The sequence below is a fragment of the Lactiplantibacillus sp. DA1 genome, assembly GCF_032681335.1.
Taxonomy (GTDB): domain Bacteria; phylum Bacillota; class Bacilli; order Lactobacillales; family Lactobacillaceae; genus Lactiplantibacillus.
The window spans coordinates 39,091-58,560 of record NZ_JAWHTQ010000011.1; the positions used below are offsets into that span (position 1 = coordinate 39,091).

Below are 19,470 nucleotides of genomic sequence, written 5' to 3' on the forward strand. Positions count from 1 at the left end.
CATTCGAATACGATTTTGAAGTTTCTCACAAATTCTATTTAAAATCAATGAGAATAATGGTAATTTAATTAATGAACGATAAACTTTTAAAGGAGTTTTTATTTATGTCACGTAAAATTGCCATCATCGGAATGGGCCACGTCGGTTCAACCGCTGCACACTACATCGTTGCCAACGGATTTGCAGACGACCTCGTTCTGATTGATACGAATAATAGCAAAGTAGAAGCCGACGCTCTCGATTTTCAAGACGCCATGCCCAATTTACCTTACCACACAAACATTATCGTTAATGACTATAGCAGTCTAGTTGATGCCGACGTTATTATTTCAGCCGTTGGTAATATTAAGTTACAAGATTCACCAACTAACGACCGCTTTCTTGAACTGCCCTTCACCAGCACACAAGTCAAGGACGTTGCTGCTAAGATCAAAGCGAGTGGCTTTAACGGGATTTTAGTTGTCATCACCAATCCCGTGGATGTCATCACCTCGATCTACCAAGCAGTTACTGGTTTGCCTAAGAATCACGTGATTGGAACCGGGACTCTGCTGGACTCTGCACGGATGAAACGCGCTGTTGCCAGTGCCTTACACCTTGACTCACGATCAGTGGCCGGCTACAACTTAGGCGAACATGGTAATTCTCAATTCACGGCTTGGTCAACCGTCCGAGTTCTGGGCCAGCCCATTACTGAATTAGCGGCCAAACGCGGCTTGGATTTAGCAAAATTAGATGCCGAATCACGGGATGGTGGCTTCCGGGTCTTTCATGGTAAAAAGTATACGAGTTACGGCGTTGCAACGGCTGCGGTGCGCTTAGCTACCACGGTCTTAAATGACGCACTCACCGAACTCCCCGTCTCAAACTTCCGGGAAGAATACGGCGTTTACCTCTCATATCCAGCAGTCGTTGGCCGCAACGGCATCGTCGAACAAGTTCAATTGGATCTGACCGATGAAGAATTAAAGAAATTACAAGTTTCAGCAGATTACATCAAGACAAAGTATGCGGAAAGTCAGACTGATTAAGCTGATACTCAGTTAACTGCGCTCATATATGATGACACGCGTTTTGCTAGTAATTTGTTATTAATTATGGTTAAAAAGATGCCGTTAGTTAATTTAAAAGCCGCCAACTTAGACCTGCTGGAAACAGTTCAATTAGTGTAAACTTGTTTAGTTGGAACGTCCTACGTCGGCTTCCAGGCATTCCTGCCAATTGCTGGAACGTGGTGGACACAGATTTGAGCCGAAGTTCGCGTCTCAAATACTGGTCTTCCACTAACCAAGCAAAGGACGCTTGCTAAGTGGAATTTCACCACTGAGCATTGTCAGAAATACCTTCCAGCCGAGATTGTATTTGAATGGCAGTTATTGATGGTCTCTACTTTAATTAAACTAGTCGTTGTTTCATATACAGCAACAGCTTAAGATGCGATTATTTGGATTGGCAATAGCTGCAATCAGTTCGTTTTTTAGTTGCCATGCTAATATTTCAGTATTTCAAACATCAGATTCAGACTAACACCATGGTTAGCTAAAAGTTCCACACAACAACTATTCCACAATCAATTGTATCAAGGATCGTGAACGTTTATCAGCCATTTTAGCAGCCGCCGAAACGTGCTCGGCTTCAACCCGTGACCCCGCACAGGCTTTTAGACCGGAGGGGCTGGGGGACAATGCTCAGTAGCCAAATTATTCTTAGCTGGAAGTGAATTTCTTCCGGCTTAGAATAAGACTCGTATTTGAGATGACGCGGGTTGGGCGTTAGCTCAAATCGACGTCGGCTACGTTCCAGCAATTAGCCCCCAGCCCCGGAAGTCAGCCTAGGACGCGCATTGCTGACAAACAGTAATCTAACAACGACATCTTTTAACCACGATTCACACTAAACAATAACTAGTTCAATGCATATGATTATTCTAACCGGTTACCGAGCTCAATACTCGCTAACCGGTTTTTATTAGGGCGCCCTTTAAAACAACGTTAACTTAAGAAACACCGGTCCCTACCAAAACATGTTAGGAAATTTACCGCCAATTCGAAAAAACGTGCAAACCACGCTCCCCCGTTTTATATTAATGGGCAACTAAAAGGGGGAATTGCTTTGACGTTAAAAAATCGATTATCCGTAACCACCCTATTGGCCTTGATCAGCCTCAGTAGCGGTGCACTAGCTCAACCAGTGCTGGCCACAACGAAGCCGACTTATGGTCACCTCCGTGCCAACCATGGGGTCACGATCTATCCTCGATTACCAATTAATCGGCAACAGTTACGTCGTGGCCACTTCACACGCCGTTTAACGGCCACAACTTTTAAGATCAGTCGGCAACAACGTGGAATTGGCGGTGATTACTTGCAGATCATCATTGGCCACTACGGTGGTTGGATTGCTGCCAACACTGTAATCCCGGCTACGATTCATTCAACAACACGCCCATTAAAAATCACCCGCAACCACGTAGCAAAGCCGGCTTTAATATCGTCAACAAATTCGGCTACGTGGCCACACCTTACCAACCGTAAGTTGCAATTGGCAATAAAACACCGCTTTAGCAGCCAACAGTTTAAGCAGCTACATCTACGTATCGGCAAGATCGTCTGGACAACTCATGAGCACTACTTCCAGATTATCGGCAACCATGGCTTTCACGCGCGGCTACCAATCACTAATAGGCAATCCCAGCTTACGACAGCTAAATCACGTCCAAAACAGCGATTAACTAAGGCAAGGTTCCAATCAAAAAGTGGTCAACGTCAGGCGCTCACAAAAACTGTCAAAGCACCGACACTGGCAAAACTGAACACGACTACCAAGAGTCAAACAATGACAACCACCAACGTTAAATCCCGATACATTGATAAAAACACTGCGGTCTCAGCGCCGCGACACACTTCAGTCATCAAAACGACACCAGCTAAGCTAGCTCCTACTAATATCCCAAATGCCCAACAAACACAGGTGCACGGCGACACACAACCGATACGAGTACCACAGTCAACATCCCCAGCGACAATGGTTCGATCCAACCAGAAGTTTACCGCAACGGTTAGTTCCGCACCCCCCGCTATAAAACCAACGAACACAACAGCAACCACGAATACGCAACAACCAATCCATGATAACCACGTCGCTAGTCCGGTACCCTTGGCAACACCGGCTGATCACGTCAGTCATACTGTGACCACCGTGACCGCCACCAGTCAAGTACCCACTAAATCCAATATTGGTGTCACCAAACCGTCACAAGTGGTGCGGCAGATTCCCCCGACATCTAACGTACCGGTTAGTCAAGACGATCAGCAACATTCAAATGCAACTATTAACGCTAGCACTCAGACTTCTGCGTCAGCCATAAACATTAATACTAAAGATTCCGTTTCAGCTGCTAGCCCGGCCACCGTTCCACCAGCTTCGAGCCATCCCCAAGGCATGCGTTACCCATCCAATGCCAGTACCGCTCAAACAACTACGCAAACCGCTGGAGCAACCAACGCACAGTTGTCTTCCTCAGCTGCGACATCAAGTCGTCCCCACTCAACTGGTACCTCGGCAAATAATCAAGCCAGTGCCACGCCAGCACCCAAATATACGGCGCAGCAAGCGTTACAGGCAATTAATCAACTCATGACCACTAATCATTTCATGGGAACCCTACTCGTCACAAATAATGGGCCAGCGGGTGTTAAGACCTTAACCTTTGGCTCAGCTGATTTGAATCAACGCATTGCCAATACTGCCGATGAATCCTATCCCCTGGCTTCACTAGAAAAATCAGTGACAGGAGCAGTTATTCAACGACTAATTAACGAAGGTAAACTGACGATGAACACTACCTTGGATCACTTTTACCCCCAAGTCCCTTATGCCCAGTCGATTACGATTCGGCAATTACTTGACCACACTTCAGGCATTCAAATGGGCGAGCCAGTACCAGCACAAGCGTTAACTGATGATCAACAGGCTGTCGCCTTCACGTTGAACCACCTGACTTCGACTAATCAACATCATTGGTCTTATTCTAATGCCAATTTCACATTATTGGCTGGGATCGTTGACCAACTGACGGGCCAATCATTCAGTGCTAACGTCCAAGCAGACATCTTGAAGCCACTCAATCTGCAACATACGTTCGTTTATAACCAAGTCCCAGCCACCGCGGTTCATCCGTTGCCCTACACTTTTAGCAACGGGGCTTCGGTTCCTCGGTCAATTTCAACTAATTTACTGTCCAGTGAACTTGGTTGTGGTAATTTATATGCTAGTGTTGGCGACTTCTACACCTTCATTCATAACCTGGTCGATGGTCAATTAGTGACACCAACAGGCTTCCAAGAACTGGCTAACAAGCTGCAGCCAACTTATTCCGGCGGGATCTACTACCGAAATGACGGGACAATTCGCATCGGCGGTGCCGATAACAATTTGTACAGCCTTTACGTCGGTTCTAATAATAGTAAAATTACGATGATCTTCTTTGCCAATCAAGCAAAATGGGCGACTATGAATACAATTGGTGGCCAAATCGAGCAAATCTTAACACAAGCCGCAACGCTTTAACCCATACTGAAAAGGCATCATCGACAATCACTGTCGACGATGCCTTTTTAAAATTATCGGACTAACAACCAACCTGCTGATGTTAAGTTAGTTCGCTTGATTGATTTAACTAAATTCCATATCATGATGATTCGTTTTGGCTAATTGACTAACAATCTGTAACCAGTCCTTCATACTAACCATCACCGCCGAATCTTGGGTATTGGGATTTTCCACCTCAATGGTATCGTGGCTTTGATTAACAATCGTTAACAACTGGTTGATATTCTTTTTTGCTAATGCGGTAGTAACTTTTTTCATACGCCCATCTCCCAATTCGTTCCATAATTGTTGCCATTGTGCACCATTCGTCTAAAACCGTCAAGCGCTGCTAGCAATTATTCGAGTAACTGAGCAATATTTTACACTAAGCAGGTCCCAGTTGCACCTAAAAGAACCGAGTTTTACTTAAAATTAAAGTCGCGGGGTCTTGAACATTGATTTCAAGACGTTGCGAATGATTTTCATCTGTTCATTAGTAATTGGCTGGCCGTCATATTCAAACTGATTTTTCTTGTTTTCAACTACTTTTTTCAGATCGACCGCCGCAGCATTCGTAGTCTTGGCAGTCGGTTCTTTATCCTTACCAACCAACTTGGTATAACTCGTACCGAGCACTTGGGCCACTTCTTTAAGCGTGCCCACTGACGGCGTGTGTTTTTTCCAACTATAGATGGCACTCGCGCTCAACCCCGCTAAGGTTGCGACTTCCGCTAAGGTGAGCCCATTCTTCTTGGCAAACTGCCGAATGTTTTTAAGTAGTTCACCATTATCAATCTTCAAAAAAGCCATCTTCGTCACTCCTATCAATCAAAATCTCATCAATTATTATTAATTCACTCAAGCTGTTGACATTACTTAATCGAACCGCAATCCATTTGCAACAGCTTTGTCACAATGACCGCTTATGATAAGGTCAGCGTTAATGAATGGAATGGACACGGGGAATTTCGGGGAGGAACTACATATGAGACAACGCCTTATCGCACTGATTGTTACTATTTTAGGCATCGCAATTGGACTTTGGCAAGCGCCGAACGTCGATGCCCAAGCAACCAATCGTATCATCAAAACCACGACCGTCACACGAAGCGCCTACCTTACTAAAAATCCACAGGGTGGGCTTTATAATATGAGTGGCGCAACTAACAATCTCAAAATCAAAAATCTCGGTACGCTCCGTCGTTACGGCAATCCAACTTGGTTTGTTACCCAACAACGGCAAGTCCGCTTAGCCAATCGTACGACCGCTAATTATTATTTCATCACGAGTGCGAATAACCGCGTTCGGGGCTGGGTCAAGACCGGTTCCGTTAAGAAGAGCACCCGCTCCTTCACCAACCTCTACAACGTCGCCAAGTCTAAGCTTGGTCATCGCTATGTTTACGGTGCAGTCGGTCCAAACACCTTCGATTGTTCTGGTTATACCAAATACGTCTTCCAACAAGCGGCCCAAAAGACCCTGCCGCGGATCGCGCAAGCGCAATACCGTCAGTATCCCAAGATTTCTAAGCAACGCGCTCAAAAGGGTGATCTCGTATTTTTCGGCAGTAATACTGGCTCGATTTCACACGTCGGCATCTATGTCGGTGGTGGAAAGATGATTGATGCCCAAGATAATGGCGTTAAGAATGAAAAAGTCTATGTTCCTTGGTGGCATGCCGTCGGTTATTCACGTCCGGTCAACTTCGGTGCTTAATTATATTGATACTTCAAGTTTTCCCCAATGACTCGCAAGCGCTGCTTGTGGGCCATTTTTTATTTTCTTAATTATAGCAAACTGTGTCAACTGTGACGGTCAGTTAATCACTTTAATCAACATCCCTAAAGATGACCGAACCAACACAAAAGGAGCACCCCACCGTAGGGGCACTCCCTTTAGTACTTTAATTACGCCGCTGACAGACCGTCAACAGAACTATTGCCGACGTGATAATTCTTGATAGCGACTATACCAGATATCGATGTAGTCTTGCGAAAACGGGCCCTTTTTGTTTTTAATCCAATCAACCAATACTTTCACATTTGCTTTTAAAATGCGATCAGTATCAGCTGAATATCGCCATTGGGCACCGTGTTCTTCGTACTCATCCACATCTAACAACCGCCGCTCACCATCAGGAAAGACTTTAACATCCAGATCGTAATCGATGTACTTCAAAGCCTCTTTATCTAACACGTATGGTGATGCTAAGTTGCAATAGTATGAAACGCCGTTATCGCGAATCATCGCCACGATATTAAACCAATAATGCTTATGAAAATAAACGATGGCAGGTTCCCGCGTCACCCACCGGCGGCCATCATCTTCGGTAACCAGTGTGTGATCGTTACAACCAATTAGTACGTTCTCGCTTGTTTTGAGTACCATTGTATCGCGCCAAGTTCGATGTAAACTTCCGTCGTGCTTATAGCTTTTGATCGTAATGAAGTCGCCTTCCTTAGGTCCTTTAGCCTCGCGCGCCATATTAACCCAACTTTCTAACTTGAGGGTAAATTTTCATCGAATTTCATTAAACATTATACCAGATTTTTATAGCGTGCGGGCAGGTAATTCAACCTTTTCACTCATCCGCGACTTGTTCGTCGATAAATCGATTGATGTCATCCATCATAAAACCCTTTTGAAACAGGCTTCGCTTAGTACGCATCGTGCGTTCACGAAAAGCATACTTGCGATTACGTTGCCACAACTTCTGGCCCTGCGTCACAAGGGCGGTCCACTGTTCATCTTCATCCGGTTGCAATTCTAGGCTAGCAATCGCCGCCGTAATCGTATCGTTGTCAAACCCCTTCGTCATCATTCCTTGACGAACTTTTTGTTGCATCGTCTTGAAGGCTTGCCGGTGATAGCGTTTAGCCAACTTGCGCGCTAGTTCACTGGCGTTATCAACTTGTTCTTCAGGACTAAATTGCCCAGTGAGGGCGTCATCAATCAACTGCTCACCAACGCCTTTTTGCCGCAAATTTTGCCGAATCACACGTGGGCCCTTGTCACTAGTTCGTTTAGCCGTCCGTACAAAGGCATCAGCATACTGTTGATCATTCAATAACCGTAACTCGCGTAATTGTTGCATCGTCGCGTCAATCACCGTTTCGTCGATCTCTTCATCCCGCAGCTTGTCATGGACTTCCTTCTCCGTCCGCAATTGATGTGATAAATAATCTAATGCGCGCGTATAAGCCTTGGATACATCGTCAGCCGCAATCATTGCCGCTTGTAGTTGTTCATCAACTTCCATGCCCTTGAAAACACGGAACTTGATCATCACTGACTCACTGATTGGAAAAGCATACTGCTCGTCTAAGTATATGTTGTAGCGCCCCGCACGTTTCTGGGCTACGATTTTCGTCACTTTCTTCGTCACGGACATCACCCTCCTCTCATTTAATCATCACGATTATAGTTTACCGAAAAACTGCCGAGTCAACCAACTAATTTCCCCAGGCAGTGCTAAAATTCCATAATGTTTTAAGACCTGATCGGTGTATGACTGCATCATCGCTTGATCCGTATCCAATACGGTCGGTGATGACTGATTTGGGACTGCGCGGCGGCGATGGTGTTCCTGAACTGCTAGTTGCAGTTGCCCCGCCTTAGCCAATTGACGAGTAACGACCCGCTTGCTCGCATCGACGCGAACCGTGATGGGACCGTCATAAATCAAGTCAGTCATAAAGCCTTGGTCTTCGATATGCGCTAAATAATGCCGATTATACCAACTGGTCGTTCCTCGTTTAGCCGTTCCTAACGGCATCAAGATGGCAGCACCATGAATCACCGGTAGTTTATGCATCGATAGTCCTAACTGACTGGCCAGTCGCTTAATTAGTTGGGTCCCAGAAAAGCCTAGTTGGACTGCATAAGTCATCATGATTTGTCGCGTTGTCAGCTTAGTCTTAATCAGTCCCCGTTGACGGTCAAAAATCAAGGTATTCTCGGCGCATGCCAAGTGTTTAATGTCAAGCAGAAAAATTGTCTCCAGCACGTCGATTATATCAATATCTGAACGCTTAGCTATTGGTAATAATCGCTGTGGCTGTCGGGTGTCCCAAGTACCAGATTCGAGATGCCAAAAAGAGTTAACGTGATGCGGATCGTCAATATTTTGGGTCATAGGTGGTAAAGCCCCCTAGAGATAAGTATTTTCTCTAACATTCACCAGCTGAACGCCCCCGCCCGTTCGCGGTTAATTAGATTAATCACATCATAACAATTACATACAATCTAGGAAAGCACTTGGTTGGCGAATCGCTCAAATCTAACCGGAACATTAATAATGAAAACAAATCGTCACTTTTCAGCCCATTTTCACCACCTGCACGTTTGCCGACCACCCACTAAACTAGACTCAACCTTGGCCAAGGAAATTAACGATAAAATGAGGTTATTTCAATGCACGCTGATCGTTTTGATAATCAAGTTGCCTTTGACCTGCTCGCAAAACCTGAACACCAACGTCTGTTGTATGGCGCTTTGAAGGCCGCACACGTGACCAAATATCATCCGCAATTTGAAGATTGCGTTACCGTGGCGCATCTGACCTGGCTAGCCGCCTATCAGAACTATGAGCCAGAACTGCCTGCCAACTTGGTAGACTTTCGTAAATTTGCTTTTCGACGCATCAAGTGGCGGACCGTTGACTATTTGCGTAAACAAACTTTGCGGACACAATCGCAGGTCAAGCTGGAGCACGCCCTGCCCATCGCCATTGACCCGATGGCTGATCAAGAGATCCATTGGCAATTAGCCGCATTATTAACGGAACTCTTAGCACAATGTCGTCCGGGTGAACGTATTTATCTTACTGAATTTTTTCTGGAAGAACAGTCGGTTGCAAGTATCATGCACCGCCATCAAGTCAGTCGTCGGACCGTCTATAACTGGCGAACCCGCTTACTCACTAAAGCTCACCAACTCTATCAGCAACAAGCCAATAACTAATGCCAAAACCGATGTTTGCTCAATACGAAAGGAGCGTAATATGCATAATTGGATGAACACACACCTCATCATTACAACAACTGATACCAAACAACATCAGGCGCATCAACACTGGTCCGCTGGTCAAGAACTGACGGACGCTGATCTCACCATTCTAATCGCTGCCCTCCGCCCACTATTTACTGACACAATCATCAGTATTACTGTCCAAATTGTCACAGAGTTTGCCGACTAAACACTCACCAGTCAAAAAAATTTAGTCAAACGGTGCACAAATCGACAGGCTCAGCCGTCTGTATTAATGTAAGCTGGCCAGCCTACCACCACAAAATTCGAGGAGGAACTCATCATGACTAAAACTTGGTTAAAAGCTACCCTGACAGTTCAAACGACAACGGAATTGGACGAACAACGTAAACAAACGTTTAACGGCATCGTCCAAGACGCGACTGACGAACAACTCGCTGCTTTTGGTAAGGTCGTTGAAGTCTTGACGGGCGATCAATTCATGGCCGCTAACTTGGTCAACGCCTACCGCTACGATCCACAACCCGTTGCTTAACACACTCATAATATAGGAGGAAACGTCCATGAAAACTTTAGACTTAAGCTTTAAGACCAGTACTAACAAGGTTCACCACTTGAAGTTACACTACGCCAACGATAACTTGAGTAAGGATGTCGTTAGCAAAGCCATGGCGGATCTAGCAGCCACGAAGCTGTTCGTTAAGGACGGCGAGAACCTCGTTGCCGAACCACTCGCCGCCAAGTACGTTGAAACCATCGAAACACCAATTATCACCGCACCAAAGGCTTAATCCGCGTTACCTGCTATTACAAGAATCCCCGGTCAATTGCTGACCGGGGATTTTTTTATTATTATTCAGTTAGCTTATGGCACCACGTTCGGCGCTAGATATCACAAGAAAGCCGGATTGCCCTAGTCTCATTGCGATCAACTGGATAAATCTCGATAATAATGCTATTACCGACCGGATGCCAATCAATCGCTTTGACGAGTGCCCGCATAAACGTCCGCGTAATTTGGGTTTTGATTGAAATGCCGCTACGCTCAATATCATCATAGAAAATGACCCGCTGATCTAACTTATCGACCTTAAAGTAGTAGTACGCAAAATGGGCCGTCCCCCGTTTCAAAATTAAGTGGTACGAATTATTATAATCCGCGGGAAAAACCGTGATCCAATCGTCATTCATGTCGGACATCCTTTTCACTTGAATTTGAGCTCTGGTTTAATTGTACCGTGAACGGTGGGGAAAACCTAGGGGGAATGTGAGAAACTTGAACTACTGAGCCTGGCCTCATTCTGTTCATTAACTAATTTTACCACGCGTTTTATTTAGTCATTATTATCGCGTTTCAGGCTACTAATAATTGCATCTTGATAAAATGCTGGTAAATTATAGTTAGCCAAATTGTAGCTAGTCAAATTAGTTAAAACTAACCATCCGACAATTATGACTTAAATACTGGTTTACTCTAACATAATGTTTGCTATAATAAACTTAAACGATGCCGCCAAGTTAATCATATCAAGTATGTTTACTTGATAGCTATTTTGTACTATAATCATTAGGTTGTATCAATACAGTACATACATAGTCAGTTTGCGGTAACCCGAACACTAGTAATAGATTAATCTGACTGTGATTTACGGGGGAAAATATTTAAAGGAAGCATAGGGTGTTACTTATGGAATTGAAGGAACGAGAAATCAGACCGATTACGATTGACGCTGGGCGTCAGCATCGTCGTTATGGTTATCGGTTCGTTAAACGCGTGTTTGACTTTGTCGCTAGCCTCTTAGGCCTCATCATCTTATCACCACTCTTCTTAATTATCGCAATTGCGATTAAAGCTGAAGATCCTAAGGGCTCAGTTTTCTACTCACAGACACGGTTGGGTCGTGGCGAGACCCCATTCAAGATGTATAAATTTCGCTCAATGGTTTCCAACGCCGACCAATTGTTGGAAGAACTACTTAAAAATAATGAAATTGACGGTGCCATGTTCAAGATGCAAGATGATCCCCGCGTCACTAAGATTGGGAAATTCATCCGTAAGTATAGCATTGACGAACTACCACAATTACTAAACGTCCTCCAAGGCTCGATGAGCTTAGTTGGACCCCGGCCACCGTTGCCACGAGAAGTCGAAGAATACTCCGACTATGACAAACAACGGTTAGCCGTCAAGCCAGGTTGTACTGGTTTATGGCAAGCAACTGTTCGTAATAGTGTCGGTTTTGATGATATGGTCAAGTTAGATTTGACCTATATTTCCAAACGCAGTGTGGCCTTCGATGTCTACATTCTATTCAAGACGGTGGTCATTATGTTCAAACCAAACGGTGCTTATTAAACATAAAAACAAAACGCGCAACCAAACTCAAGGGGGAATTTGGTTGCGCGTTTTTGTAACCATTGATTTGAACACACCACGCATCATTCGCTCGCCATACCATCAAAGTTATCTCATCTCTCCTGCAATCATCATTAATTCCACGACCCTACCGGCCAAATTTTTCAGTCCTTGACCATAGTTTGCGCGAACACAACTCACTGGGGTTCTCCAAGTATTAAGCCAGTCTCCCAATTTAATTATCGTTGATATAACTATGTCGCTCCTCAGTTAATTAACAATAAAAATACTTTCCAATTTATAAAATAATAAGTTTGTTAATAGCCAACCCTAGCCAGTTAAAACCACTATCAACCGGCTAATTGGCTGTGATACAATGAATTGAATGTTGAGAAATTCGATGTTAGCCTGCTTAACTGCCACAAGGAGCCACTCATGCGAATCATAAGGAATTACTTTTATACAGCGGGGTATAACCTCTTAATTTTACTAACGCCCCTCCTAACCGTCCCGTATATCTCACGGGTCTTAGGGCCGACCGGCGTCGGTATCAATGCAACGACCAATTCGATCATTACTTACTTTCTATTGTTCGGAACGGTCGGTATTACAATTTATGGTAATCGCGAAATTGCCTTTATTCGCGATAATCGAGGGCAACGCTCAAAAACTTTTTGGGAAATTGAAATATTACAGTTATTGACCATCAGTTGTGCTTATCTTGCCTTTTTAGTTTTTCTTTTTTTTGAGCACCAATTGCAGATTTATTTTTTCTATCAATCATTTTATATTATTGCGGGTGCTGTTGATATTTCTTGGTACTTTATGGGTCTCGAGGATTTCAAGAAAACCGTGCTCCGTAACATGCTCGTCAAGATTGCTTCTGTGATTGCGATTTTCGTATTCGTGAAGACTCGGCAAGATACCGGAATCTACATTTTGATTTTAGCGGGCTCACAAGTTTTGGGCAATCTGACACTGTGGCCATACTTACGACATAGTGTCGAACGGCCCAACTGGCATCAATTGAATCTCTTTCGGCATCTGCGGCCCTCATTAGCATTATTCGTGCCACAAATCGCAACGACGGTTTACCTTGCCTTGAATAAGACCATGTTATGGCAAATGGATTCGCTAACCGCCGCCGGATTTTATGATTACTCCGACAAGTTGATCAAGCTCGTTTTAGCGCTCGTGACAGCGACTGGAACAGTCATGTTGCCCCACATTGCCAACCTCTTCATGAAGCAGCAACTTGAACGCGTCAAACAATACTTATACATGTCCTTTGACTTTGTGCTCGCGATTGCGATTCCAATGGCCCTCGGCGTGGCAGCGGTCGCAACGACGCTCGCACCTCTATTTTTTGGACGGGCATTTGGGGCAGTCGACCGACTGTTAATGATTGAGGCACCCGTCATCATCCTAATTGGGATGAGCAACGTGCTTGGTCAGCAGTTTCTGCTACCGACTAAGCAGACTAAGACCTATACGATTTCCGTCACTATCGGGGCCCTCGTCAACATCGCTTGCAACATTCCGCTTATTTGGTTTTGGGGCGTGGCCGGTGCCATGTGCGCTACTTTAATTTCGGAAGTTTGTGTCACTGGCTACCAGTTAGTCGTCACCCGACATATCTTGCGTACTCAATCTCTGTTTACTGGAATTTGGAAATACACACTTGCCAGCGGATTAATGTTCACTCTCGTATTTCGCCTAAACGTCACCATGACCGCCTCATACTTAAACCTTGGTTTGCAAATTTTTGTAGGTGTCTTGCTATACCTTGGACTACTCTTACTATTACAACCGCCTGTATTACACAATGCGGCCAAATTACGAACTTATCTGCATTAGCTTCACAATCAACGACAATAGCACTTACTAGTGGCTACAAAAGCCCAACAACTTATTTGACGTTGTTGGGCTTTTAAGAGTTGCTGTTTAATTATTTAATGACATTAATTGTCGTTTCAAGCGTGTCAGTTGTTTCGTTAATATGGTTAGTTCACAGTTTTGATTAAAAGCTTGTAAATTTGCTTGCACTTGTCGAGTCACTTGCTGAATAGTTTCTTGTCCATTAATGGTCAATGATAACCGAACTATTCGTCGATCGGTTTGGTTAATTTGTGGCTGAATCAAACCATCTTGAATGAGTTCCCAAGTATTTCTAGAAATTAGTGTGCGAGTAACCTTAAATGCATCCGCTAGTTCACTAGCACTAGCTTGCTCATGTTGCTCAAGATAGGCTAATATTTCCCACTCACGCATGGAAAGGCCGGTTGCGGCAAGCCCTTGCGTTAACATCTGGTGCACCTGCTTCTGAATAGATTGTAGCGTTTCTAAGCTCTCAAACTGGGTCTTGATTTGTTGATGATTTGCCATATACTTCCGCCCTACTCTTTGCGTTGCCGCTTAGCCATACCCAAGAAACCTAATAAGCTACTCATGGCCAATAGTAATAAACCACTAAGCGTCATATGTTGTTGATCCGTTTCATCAGTTTGTGGTAATCGTTGACCCACAAATTTAGTGGTTGTTGTTTGACCGGTTTGAACCGACTTAGCAGATGCCATCGACTGATCTGGTTTTGCAGGTGCCGTTGGCTGTCCTGGTTTAACCGGTTTTGCTGGTGTCATTGGTTGTCCTGGTTGGACCGGCTTTGTTGGTGTCGTTGGTTGTCCTGGTTTAACCGGCTTTGTTGGTGTTGTTGGTTGTCCTGGTTTAACCGGTTTTGTTGGTGTTGTTGGTTGTCCCGGTTTAACCGGTTTTGTTGGTGTGCTATCAGCCTTATAAACTACCGTAAATTCAAGGTCACTGGAATCACCGGTAACAGTCTGCGTACTAATTTGATCCTGATCTGGTGTGTAGCCCTTAATTGCTGGACTGTCCACGGCCGCAAACCGTTGTGCTACCGACCAAGCCCCGTATGTCTTTTCACCTGTAACAGCGTCTGTCGATACAGTCCGCGTAAACGTGATAGGCTGCGCCACATAGTCATCATGGGCTGTGGTGCCATCTGTATAAACGTAATGAATCGTTTCATTGACTGTCTTGCTTTCCGTTGTCACGGTTGGGTCATTCTTAGTGTACACGACGGTAAACTCAAGGTCACTGGAATCACCGGTAACAGTCTGCGTACCAATTTGACCCTGATCTGGTGTGTAGCCCTTAATTGCTGGACTGTCCACGGCCGCAAACTGTTGTGCTACCGACCAAGCGCCGTACGTCTTTTCACCCGTAACGGCATCTGTCGATACAGTCCGCGTAAACGTGATAGGCTGCGCCACATAATTATCATGAGCTGTGGTGCCATCTGTATAAACATAATGAATCGTCTCATTGACCGTTTTACTTTCCGTTGTCACGGTTGGATCATTCTTAGTGTAGATGACGGTAAACTCAAGGTCACTGGAATCACTAGTGATTGTCTGTGATGCCACATGCTGCAAATCTGAATTAGGTGCATCAGTGCTTGTTACTGTATAGCCCTTGATTTGCGGATGTGTAACTGCATCAAAATCTTGACTATTACCCAATATCCATCCGGCATCGACTGGCTTACCAGTTGTCGCATCTAGTTCCATCGATGTTGTAGTTGTTGAATAATAGGTTGTCGTCGTTCCATCCACCGGATTTGTCACGGTCAATATATGGATAGGGTTGGCGGTGTACTTATTGGTCAACACATGACCACTTTCATCAACATAATTGATAGTTTCATTAACAGTTTTAACAGTAGCCTTATATGCAGGCGCATATACATAGATGACAGTACCGTTGTTACCCGCATTAGTTAAAGTACCATTGGCATCCAAACTAGTTGTACCGGTGACTGAACCGTCGTCCATCTTAACAAACTTGTAATTTGGAATCACCAATTGCTCAGTGGTATATCGCCCGTTAACATTTGCCCCATCTGGATAATTAACCGTTCCTTGAGCTAGCTGATGTCCAGTGGTATCAACATATTTTACATTCACAGTCGCTGCTTCTTGAAAATCAAAACTAGTCAACTTAAATTGTTGTAAATTTTTAGCCGCACCAGTTGAGGCACTGACAATCATAGCCATAGCTTGATAAGAACTATCAACAGTTGTCGTCCAAGTTAACACTTTACCACTAGCTTGTGTATAACTAACGGTTAACGTTCTTGTAGCACCATCATAGTTAACTACAAAATCATGAAAGTGACCATCAATATCCGCTTTACTTAATGCCTGCGACTTTCCTGTGTCTTGAGCCCACCAGCGCTGTACTTTAGACCCATTCGTAGTCGAAATTTCTTGGTTACTTGTCTTGACGAATGTACCATACGGTGCGCTCGCTGAATCACCATTCCAACCAAAACCATTAGAATCTGTTGATGAGATTTCACTCCCGTTTTTATTTGATGATGGTGCTTGGTAACTATTGAACCATGTATCTAGCTTGAACCCGATAGCATCTTGCAATCCACCAATGCCTAAATTACCGCCAGCATTTCCCACATCAGTCGTATTTCCACTGTGAAAAGCAAACCCAATCCCATCCGCACCATTCGGGTCAGATCCCAGATTTACCTGACCCGTTAATGTAAAGCTCTTATTCATATCAATCTTACTAGTTAATGAAAAATTACCAACTTGATTATTTTGATTAGGCGTAATGGTTACAATCCCTGTCTTAGAATCATACGTTGCGGATCCGTTTAAACTAAAGTACTCTAGAAAATTGTCCTTGTCCACATGGGTCAGGGCTGCTTTGTCAGACACCAACGCTTTACTTGTACGAAGCTGCTGCAATAATGTGCTATATGATACTTTTGTCTGGGCGGAGTTCTTTTTAGTATTAGTTGAGGTAGCACGAGCCACTTTGTTAGTGGTCGTTAATGATTGGGCTTGGCTTTTAACACTGCTAGACTTCTGACTACTTGTACTCCCCGCCTGACTAACCCCTTTGGTACTGCTAGTGTGCTGACTACTTGCATTGGTTGCCTGACTGGTAATCTTAACGCTACTAGCCCTCTGACTATTGGGACTGGTCACCCGACTAGTATTTTGGGCACTACTAGTCTCTTGATTGCTTGCACTGGTCACTTGCTTAACACTTTGGACACTATTAGCTTCCTGGCTGCTTGTGCTGATTACCTGCTTAACACTTTGGGCACTATTAGTTGCTTGATTACTGGTACTGGTTGCCTGACTGGTCCTTTGGGCACTATTAGCTTCCTGACTGCTTGCGCTGACGACCTGTTTGACACCACTCGCACTAGTGACTTGATTAGCTAATGTACTAACACTTCTCTTATCATCTGTAAGAACCACAGTACTAGACGTGTGATGACTTTTAGACTCGTCAGTAGAAATGCTCGTCACATGCTGGGATGCTGGATTATTCGTCACTTTGGTATCTGCGGCAGCGGCTTGTGTCATGGTAATGGTACCTATCCCCAATGAAACCAGCGTAATCCCCATAACAGCCCAGTTTTTCCCACATTTATAAAGCTTATAGTGCGTTTTGGGCTCTCCAAAATTATCCTTTTTTAACATAAAAACCTATCCTTTCGCACGATTTTGTAAAAAATCGTGCGAAAGGATAGGCATAAAATGGGGCATTGTAGTTAAAGTTTCTCAGTTGAATTTATGATAAGTATAGCATTATCTCTTTGATAACGCAGAATATATAGCACGATTTTTTACAAAAGCATGCTAATGTTACCTTGTTACCTTAATTAATCATGATAGTAACATCTTTCAACTTAAAAATAAATTGCATTTAATAAATTTTGTGTTATCAATTGACGATTTGTATTGAAAAATATCAAATTTAATAATTATGATGGAAGGTCTCTAATTATGAATATTGCGCGCTTCACTCCCCTACGTATCTCATCATCCGAGCAAGAATTTATTTTGAATTTCTCATTATTGGAACATGATCTGATACACTTTTTTAAAACACGTGATTTTGATCACGCAATTAGTCGCGTCAACAAATTTAAAGAAGTTCATTCTATAAATTGTATTGATGCAGAAATACTTAATCAACTTCTACTGGGCTTAATTGGCAGCTTAACAGCAGCTAGTTATACCCACAATCTCAACCTAAATGACTTCCTAAAATTGCGATTATATTTCTTTAGTTTTCTGAGAAAGTCACCTTGTACACCATCGACATTTTGGCTATTAAGTAACGATATCATTACCACCTACTTCAATTTATTAGACAACTTTGATTTTCATGTTGCTTATCAGAATCTATCAAAACAAGTGGCCTTAACGGCTTATTACATCAGTGCCCATCCACAAGACCTTATTAATAGCCATCAGGTGCTGCATACGTTGAACTTGAACGATGATTACACTCAAAGATTATTCCAAAAGGAACTTGGCTTTTCAATTAGTGCATATATTCAACATATTAAATTATTGGAAGCCAAGCGTTTGCTGTTACAACGTCAGCTATCGGTCGGCAAAATTGCGTCTATTTTACACTTTTATGATACCCCTACCTTCTCAAAGACATTTAAAAAGGCTGTTGGCTTATCGCCACTCAAATATCGCGAATTGAATTGCCTACAAAATGAATAACTGGTCAATCAGTTATCCTAACATGGCCGATGCCATTGCAAAACGCGTACCAGTCAGTTGCCGATACGCGTTACTTGATCCATCTAAAGCTGTATTGTTATAACTGCTTCATAGTGCGCAGTAATTAGCTTGCCAACACTTTAGAACCGTTGATATTTAATTACCAAACATTAAAAATGGGTTCGCTTGGCGGCCTGTGGGAAGAACTTACGCTTCAACAGATTGTACGCTTTCGCTGGTAACTGTTGCTTCTCCATATACATTACCGGGACTTCTACGTACTTTAGCTGATTGTGGTTAATCCACACATCCAGTAAAAACTCTGACAGGTACCCGAAGACTCGTGCCTCTTGGACATCGTAATCCGCAATATCAATCCGGTCACGCACAGCAAATAAAATATCAAAGGCCCACTTGGCATAGGCATCAAACTTAGACCCAGACATAATCATCATATTAAACATATGGGCTGAGGTTTGATTCATCAATTGATCAAAATCGTCCAAGTAGGCAGCATGGCGTTCACTAATAACGGTTCGCAGCATGTCTAGCGGTTCACGATGATGTGCATGAACGTAGTGTGAATAATTAGATTCAATATAATAATGACGCTTTTTGGGTACGATGACGTCATATTGTTGCAATAACGTTTCAATTTCGACCATTGATAAAATACCGGCCAACTTGCGCTTAGGTGCTTCGGCTAAGTACCGACGATATTGATTCAACCCCTTAATATCCGCATGGCAGTTTTTCCAGATCCAATACATTGCGGTTAACTCGTTAAAGTTTGGATTGCTAGCTGAAATATTATCACCAACATTGTCTGGTTGATAATTCAGTGGTACAGCACCATGGATCGCAGCCCCCACAAAAATTGGACGATACGCTGAATTTTGTGGCATTTGATACGGCTTATGAGCCGCCACATAAATTTGTACTTTCATTTTCCAGTCCCCCTC

Annotated in this window: 19 protein-coding genes; 10 read left to right on the forward strand and 9 right to left on the reverse strand. The window is 43.7% G+C overall.

The annotated features are described in order from the left end of the window. Positions 1-104: 104 nt before the first annotated feature. Both RXV91_RS14935 and RXV91_RS14940 read left to right on the forward strand, forming a co-directional pair. Complete coding sequence (locus RXV91_RS14935) at positions 105-1,031, forward strand: L-lactate dehydrogenase (RefSeq protein WP_316440497.1); 927 nt, start codon at positions 105-107, stop codon at positions 1,029-1,031. A 1,081-nt stretch (positions 1,032-2,112) separates the two neighbouring features. Continuing rightward, positions 2,113-4,569 (forward strand): serine hydrolase, encoded by a 2,457-nt coding sequence (locus RXV91_RS14940; protein WP_316440498.1) that lies wholly within the window; start codon positions 2,113-2,115, stop codon positions 4,567-4,569. A gap of 105 nt (positions 4,570-4,674) precedes the next feature. Here RXV91_RS14940 and RXV91_RS14945 read toward each other — a convergent pair whose 3' ends face one another. Beyond that, positions 4,675-4,869, reverse strand: coding sequence for a type II toxin-antitoxin system Phd/YefM family antitoxin (locus tag RXV91_RS14945; protein ID WP_021732369.1), 195 nt, complete (start codon positions 4,867-4,869; stop codon positions 4,675-4,677). A gap of 153 nt (positions 4,870-5,022) precedes the next feature. Next, entirely contained in the window at positions 5,023-5,400 is a 378-nt protein-coding gene (locus tag RXV91_RS14950) for a helix-turn-helix domain-containing protein (protein WP_021732370.1), read from the reverse strand. Between the two features lie 175 nt (positions 5,401-5,575). On the opposite strand from RXV91_RS14950, the gene RXV91_RS14955 reads away from it, so the two are divergent. After that, on the forward strand, positions 5,576-6,307 hold the full coding sequence (locus tag RXV91_RS14955; protein ID WP_316440499.1) for an NlpC/P60 family protein: 732 nt from the start codon (positions 5,576-5,578) through the stop codon (positions 6,305-6,307). Between the two features lie 219 nt (positions 6,308-6,526). On the opposite strand, the gene RXV91_RS14960 is transcribed toward RXV91_RS14955, so the two are convergent. From RXV91_RS14960 to RXV91_RS14970, 3 genes are all read right to left on the reverse strand, one after another. After that, positions 6,527-7,075 carry a DUF402 domain-containing protein gene (locus RXV91_RS14960; protein WP_003643214.1) on the reverse strand — a complete coding sequence of 183 codons (549 nt, stop codon included), beginning with the start codon at positions 7,073-7,075 and terminating at the stop codon, positions 6,527-6,529. 97 nt (positions 7,076-7,172) lie between these two features. After that, on the reverse strand, positions 7,173-7,976 hold the full coding sequence (gene recX, locus RXV91_RS14965; protein WP_316440500.1) for a recombination regulator RecX: 804 nt from the start codon (positions 7,974-7,976) through the stop codon (positions 7,173-7,175). A 33-nt stretch (positions 7,977-8,009) separates the two neighbouring features. Next, complete coding sequence (locus RXV91_RS14970; protein WP_316440501.1) at positions 8,010-8,726, reverse strand: hypothetical protein; 717 nt, start codon at positions 8,724-8,726, stop codon at positions 8,010-8,012. A 278-nt stretch (positions 8,727-9,004) separates the two neighbouring features. Between RXV91_RS14970 and RXV91_RS14975 the strand changes: the two genes are divergently transcribed. The 4 genes from RXV91_RS14975 (at position 9,005) to RXV91_RS14990 (ending at position 10,371) form a co-directional block, all read left to right on the forward strand. Further along, positions 9,005-9,553, forward strand: a complete 549-nt coding sequence (locus tag RXV91_RS14975) for a sigma-70 family RNA polymerase sigma factor (protein WP_316440502.1) — start codon at positions 9,005-9,007, stop codon at positions 9,551-9,553. A gap of 40 nt (positions 9,554-9,593) precedes the next feature. Next, complete coding sequence (locus RXV91_RS14980) at positions 9,594-9,788, forward strand: hypothetical protein (protein WP_316440503.1); 195 nt, start codon at positions 9,594-9,596, stop codon at positions 9,786-9,788. Positions 9,789-9,902: 114 nt separating this feature from the next. Next, positions 9,903-10,115, forward strand: a complete 213-nt coding sequence (locus tag RXV91_RS14985) for a hypothetical protein (RefSeq protein WP_316440504.1) — start codon at positions 9,903-9,905, stop codon at positions 10,113-10,115. Positions 10,116-10,143: 28 nt separating this feature from the next. Then, entirely contained in the window at positions 10,144-10,371 is a 228-nt protein-coding gene (locus RXV91_RS14990; protein ID WP_021357388.1) for a DUF2922 domain-containing protein, read from the forward strand. 94 nt (positions 10,372-10,465) lie between these two features. On the opposite strand, the gene RXV91_RS14995 is transcribed toward RXV91_RS14990, so the two are convergent. Further along, positions 10,466-10,771, reverse strand: a complete 306-nt coding sequence (locus tag RXV91_RS14995) for a hypothetical protein (RefSeq protein WP_021357387.1) — start codon at positions 10,769-10,771, stop codon at positions 10,466-10,468. A 496-nt stretch (positions 10,772-11,267) separates the two neighbouring features. Between RXV91_RS14995 and RXV91_RS15000 the strand changes: the two genes are divergently transcribed. Then, the gene (locus RXV91_RS15000; protein WP_021732378.1) at positions 11,268-11,936 is read left to right on the forward strand and encodes a sugar transferase; all 669 of its coding nucleotides are present in this window, start codon (positions 11,268-11,270) and stop codon (positions 11,934-11,936) included. Between the two features lie 435 nt (positions 11,937-12,371). Beyond that, positions 12,372-13,793 (forward strand): polysaccharide biosynthesis C-terminal domain-containing protein, encoded by a 1,422-nt coding sequence (locus RXV91_RS15005; RefSeq protein ID WP_316440505.1) that lies wholly within the window; start codon positions 12,372-12,374, stop codon positions 13,791-13,793. An 87-nt stretch (positions 13,794-13,880) separates the two neighbouring features. On the opposite strand, the gene RXV91_RS15010 is transcribed toward RXV91_RS15005, so the two are convergent. Both RXV91_RS15010 and RXV91_RS15015 read right to left on the reverse strand, forming a co-directional pair. Then, complete coding sequence (locus tag RXV91_RS15010; protein ID WP_316440506.1) at positions 13,881-14,321, reverse strand: MarR family transcriptional regulator; 441 nt, start codon at positions 14,319-14,321, stop codon at positions 13,881-13,883. 11 nt (positions 14,322-14,332) lie between these two features. After that, on the reverse strand, positions 14,333-17,467 hold the full coding sequence (locus RXV91_RS15015; RefSeq protein ID WP_316440507.1) for a lectin-like domain-containing protein: 3,135 nt from the start codon (positions 17,465-17,467) through the stop codon (positions 14,333-14,335). 306 nt (positions 17,468-17,773) lie between these two features. On the opposite strand from RXV91_RS15015, the gene RXV91_RS15020 reads away from it, so the two are divergent. After that, a complete protein-coding gene (locus tag RXV91_RS15020; RefSeq protein WP_316440508.1) occupies positions 17,774-18,508 on the forward strand; it encodes a helix-turn-helix transcriptional regulator in 735 nt (244 codons plus the stop codon). Positions 18,509-18,678: 170 nt separating this feature from the next. On the opposite strand, the gene RXV91_RS15025 is transcribed toward RXV91_RS15020, so the two are convergent. Further along, complete coding sequence (locus RXV91_RS15025) at positions 18,679-19,455, reverse strand: DUF4422 domain-containing protein (RefSeq protein ID WP_316440509.1); 777 nt, start codon at positions 19,453-19,455, stop codon at positions 18,679-18,681. Positions 19,456-19,470: the final 15 nt, after the last annotated feature.

Bases quoted from the DNA above. Each gene is read 5' to 3' on its own strand.
- RXV91_RS15025 (WP_316440509.1), bottom strand. From the start codon at position 19,455: ATGAAAGTACAAATTTATGTGGCGGCTCATAAGCCGTATCAAATGCCA.
- RXV91_RS14950 (WP_021732370.1), bottom strand. From the start codon at position 5,400: ATGGCTTTTTTGAAGATTGATAATGGTGAACTACTTAAAAACATTCGG.
- RXV91_RS15000 (WP_021732378.1), top strand. From the start codon at position 11,268: ATGGAATTGAAGGAACGAGAAATCAGACCGATTACGATTGACGCTGGG.
- RXV91_RS14980 (WP_316440503.1), top strand. From the start codon at position 9,594: ATGCATAATTGGATGAACACACACCTCATCATTACAACAACTGATACC.
- RXV91_RS14995 (WP_021357387.1), bottom strand. From the start codon at position 10,771: ATGAATGACGATTGGATCACGGTTTTTCCCGCGGATTATAATAATTCG.
- RXV91_RS15015 (WP_316440507.1), bottom strand. From the start codon at position 17,467: ATGTTAAAAAAGGATAATTTTGGAGAGCCCAAAACGCACTATAAGCTT.
- RXV91_RS14955 (WP_316440499.1), top strand. From the start codon at position 5,576: ATGAGACAACGCCTTATCGCACTGATTGTTACTATTTTAGGCATCGCA.
- RXV91_RS14985 (WP_316440504.1), top strand. From the start codon at position 9,903: ATGACTAAAACTTGGTTAAAAGCTACCCTGACAGTTCAAACGACAACG.
- RXV91_RS14970 (WP_316440501.1), bottom strand. From the start codon at position 8,726: ATGACCCAAAATATTGACGATCCGCATCACGTTAACTCTTTTTGGCAT.
- RXV91_RS15020 (WP_316440508.1), top strand. From the start codon at position 17,774: ATGAATATTGCGCGCTTCACTCCCCTACGTATCTCATCATCCGAGCAA.
- RXV91_RS14945 (WP_021732369.1), bottom strand. From the start codon at position 4,869: ATGAAAAAAGTTACTACCGCATTAGCAAAAAAGAATATCAACCAGTTG.
- RXV91_RS14960 (WP_003643214.1), bottom strand. From the start codon at position 7,075: ATGGCGCGCGAGGCTAAAGGACCTAAGGAAGGCGACTTCATTACGATC.
- RXV91_RS14935 (WP_316440497.1), top strand. From the start codon at position 105: ATGTCACGTAAAATTGCCATCATCGGAATGGGCCACGTCGGTTCAACC.
- RXV91_RS15005 (WP_316440505.1), top strand. From the start codon at position 12,372: ATGCGAATCATAAGGAATTACTTTTATACAGCGGGGTATAACCTCTTA.
- RXV91_RS14990 (WP_021357388.1), top strand. From the start codon at position 10,144: ATGAAAACTTTAGACTTAAGCTTTAAGACCAGTACTAACAAGGTTCAC.
- RXV91_RS14975 (WP_316440502.1), top strand. From the start codon at position 9,005: ATGCACGCTGATCGTTTTGATAATCAAGTTGCCTTTGACCTGCTCGCA.
- RXV91_RS15010 (WP_316440506.1), bottom strand. From the start codon at position 14,321: ATGGCAAATCATCAACAAATCAAGACCCAGTTTGAGAGCTTAGAAACG.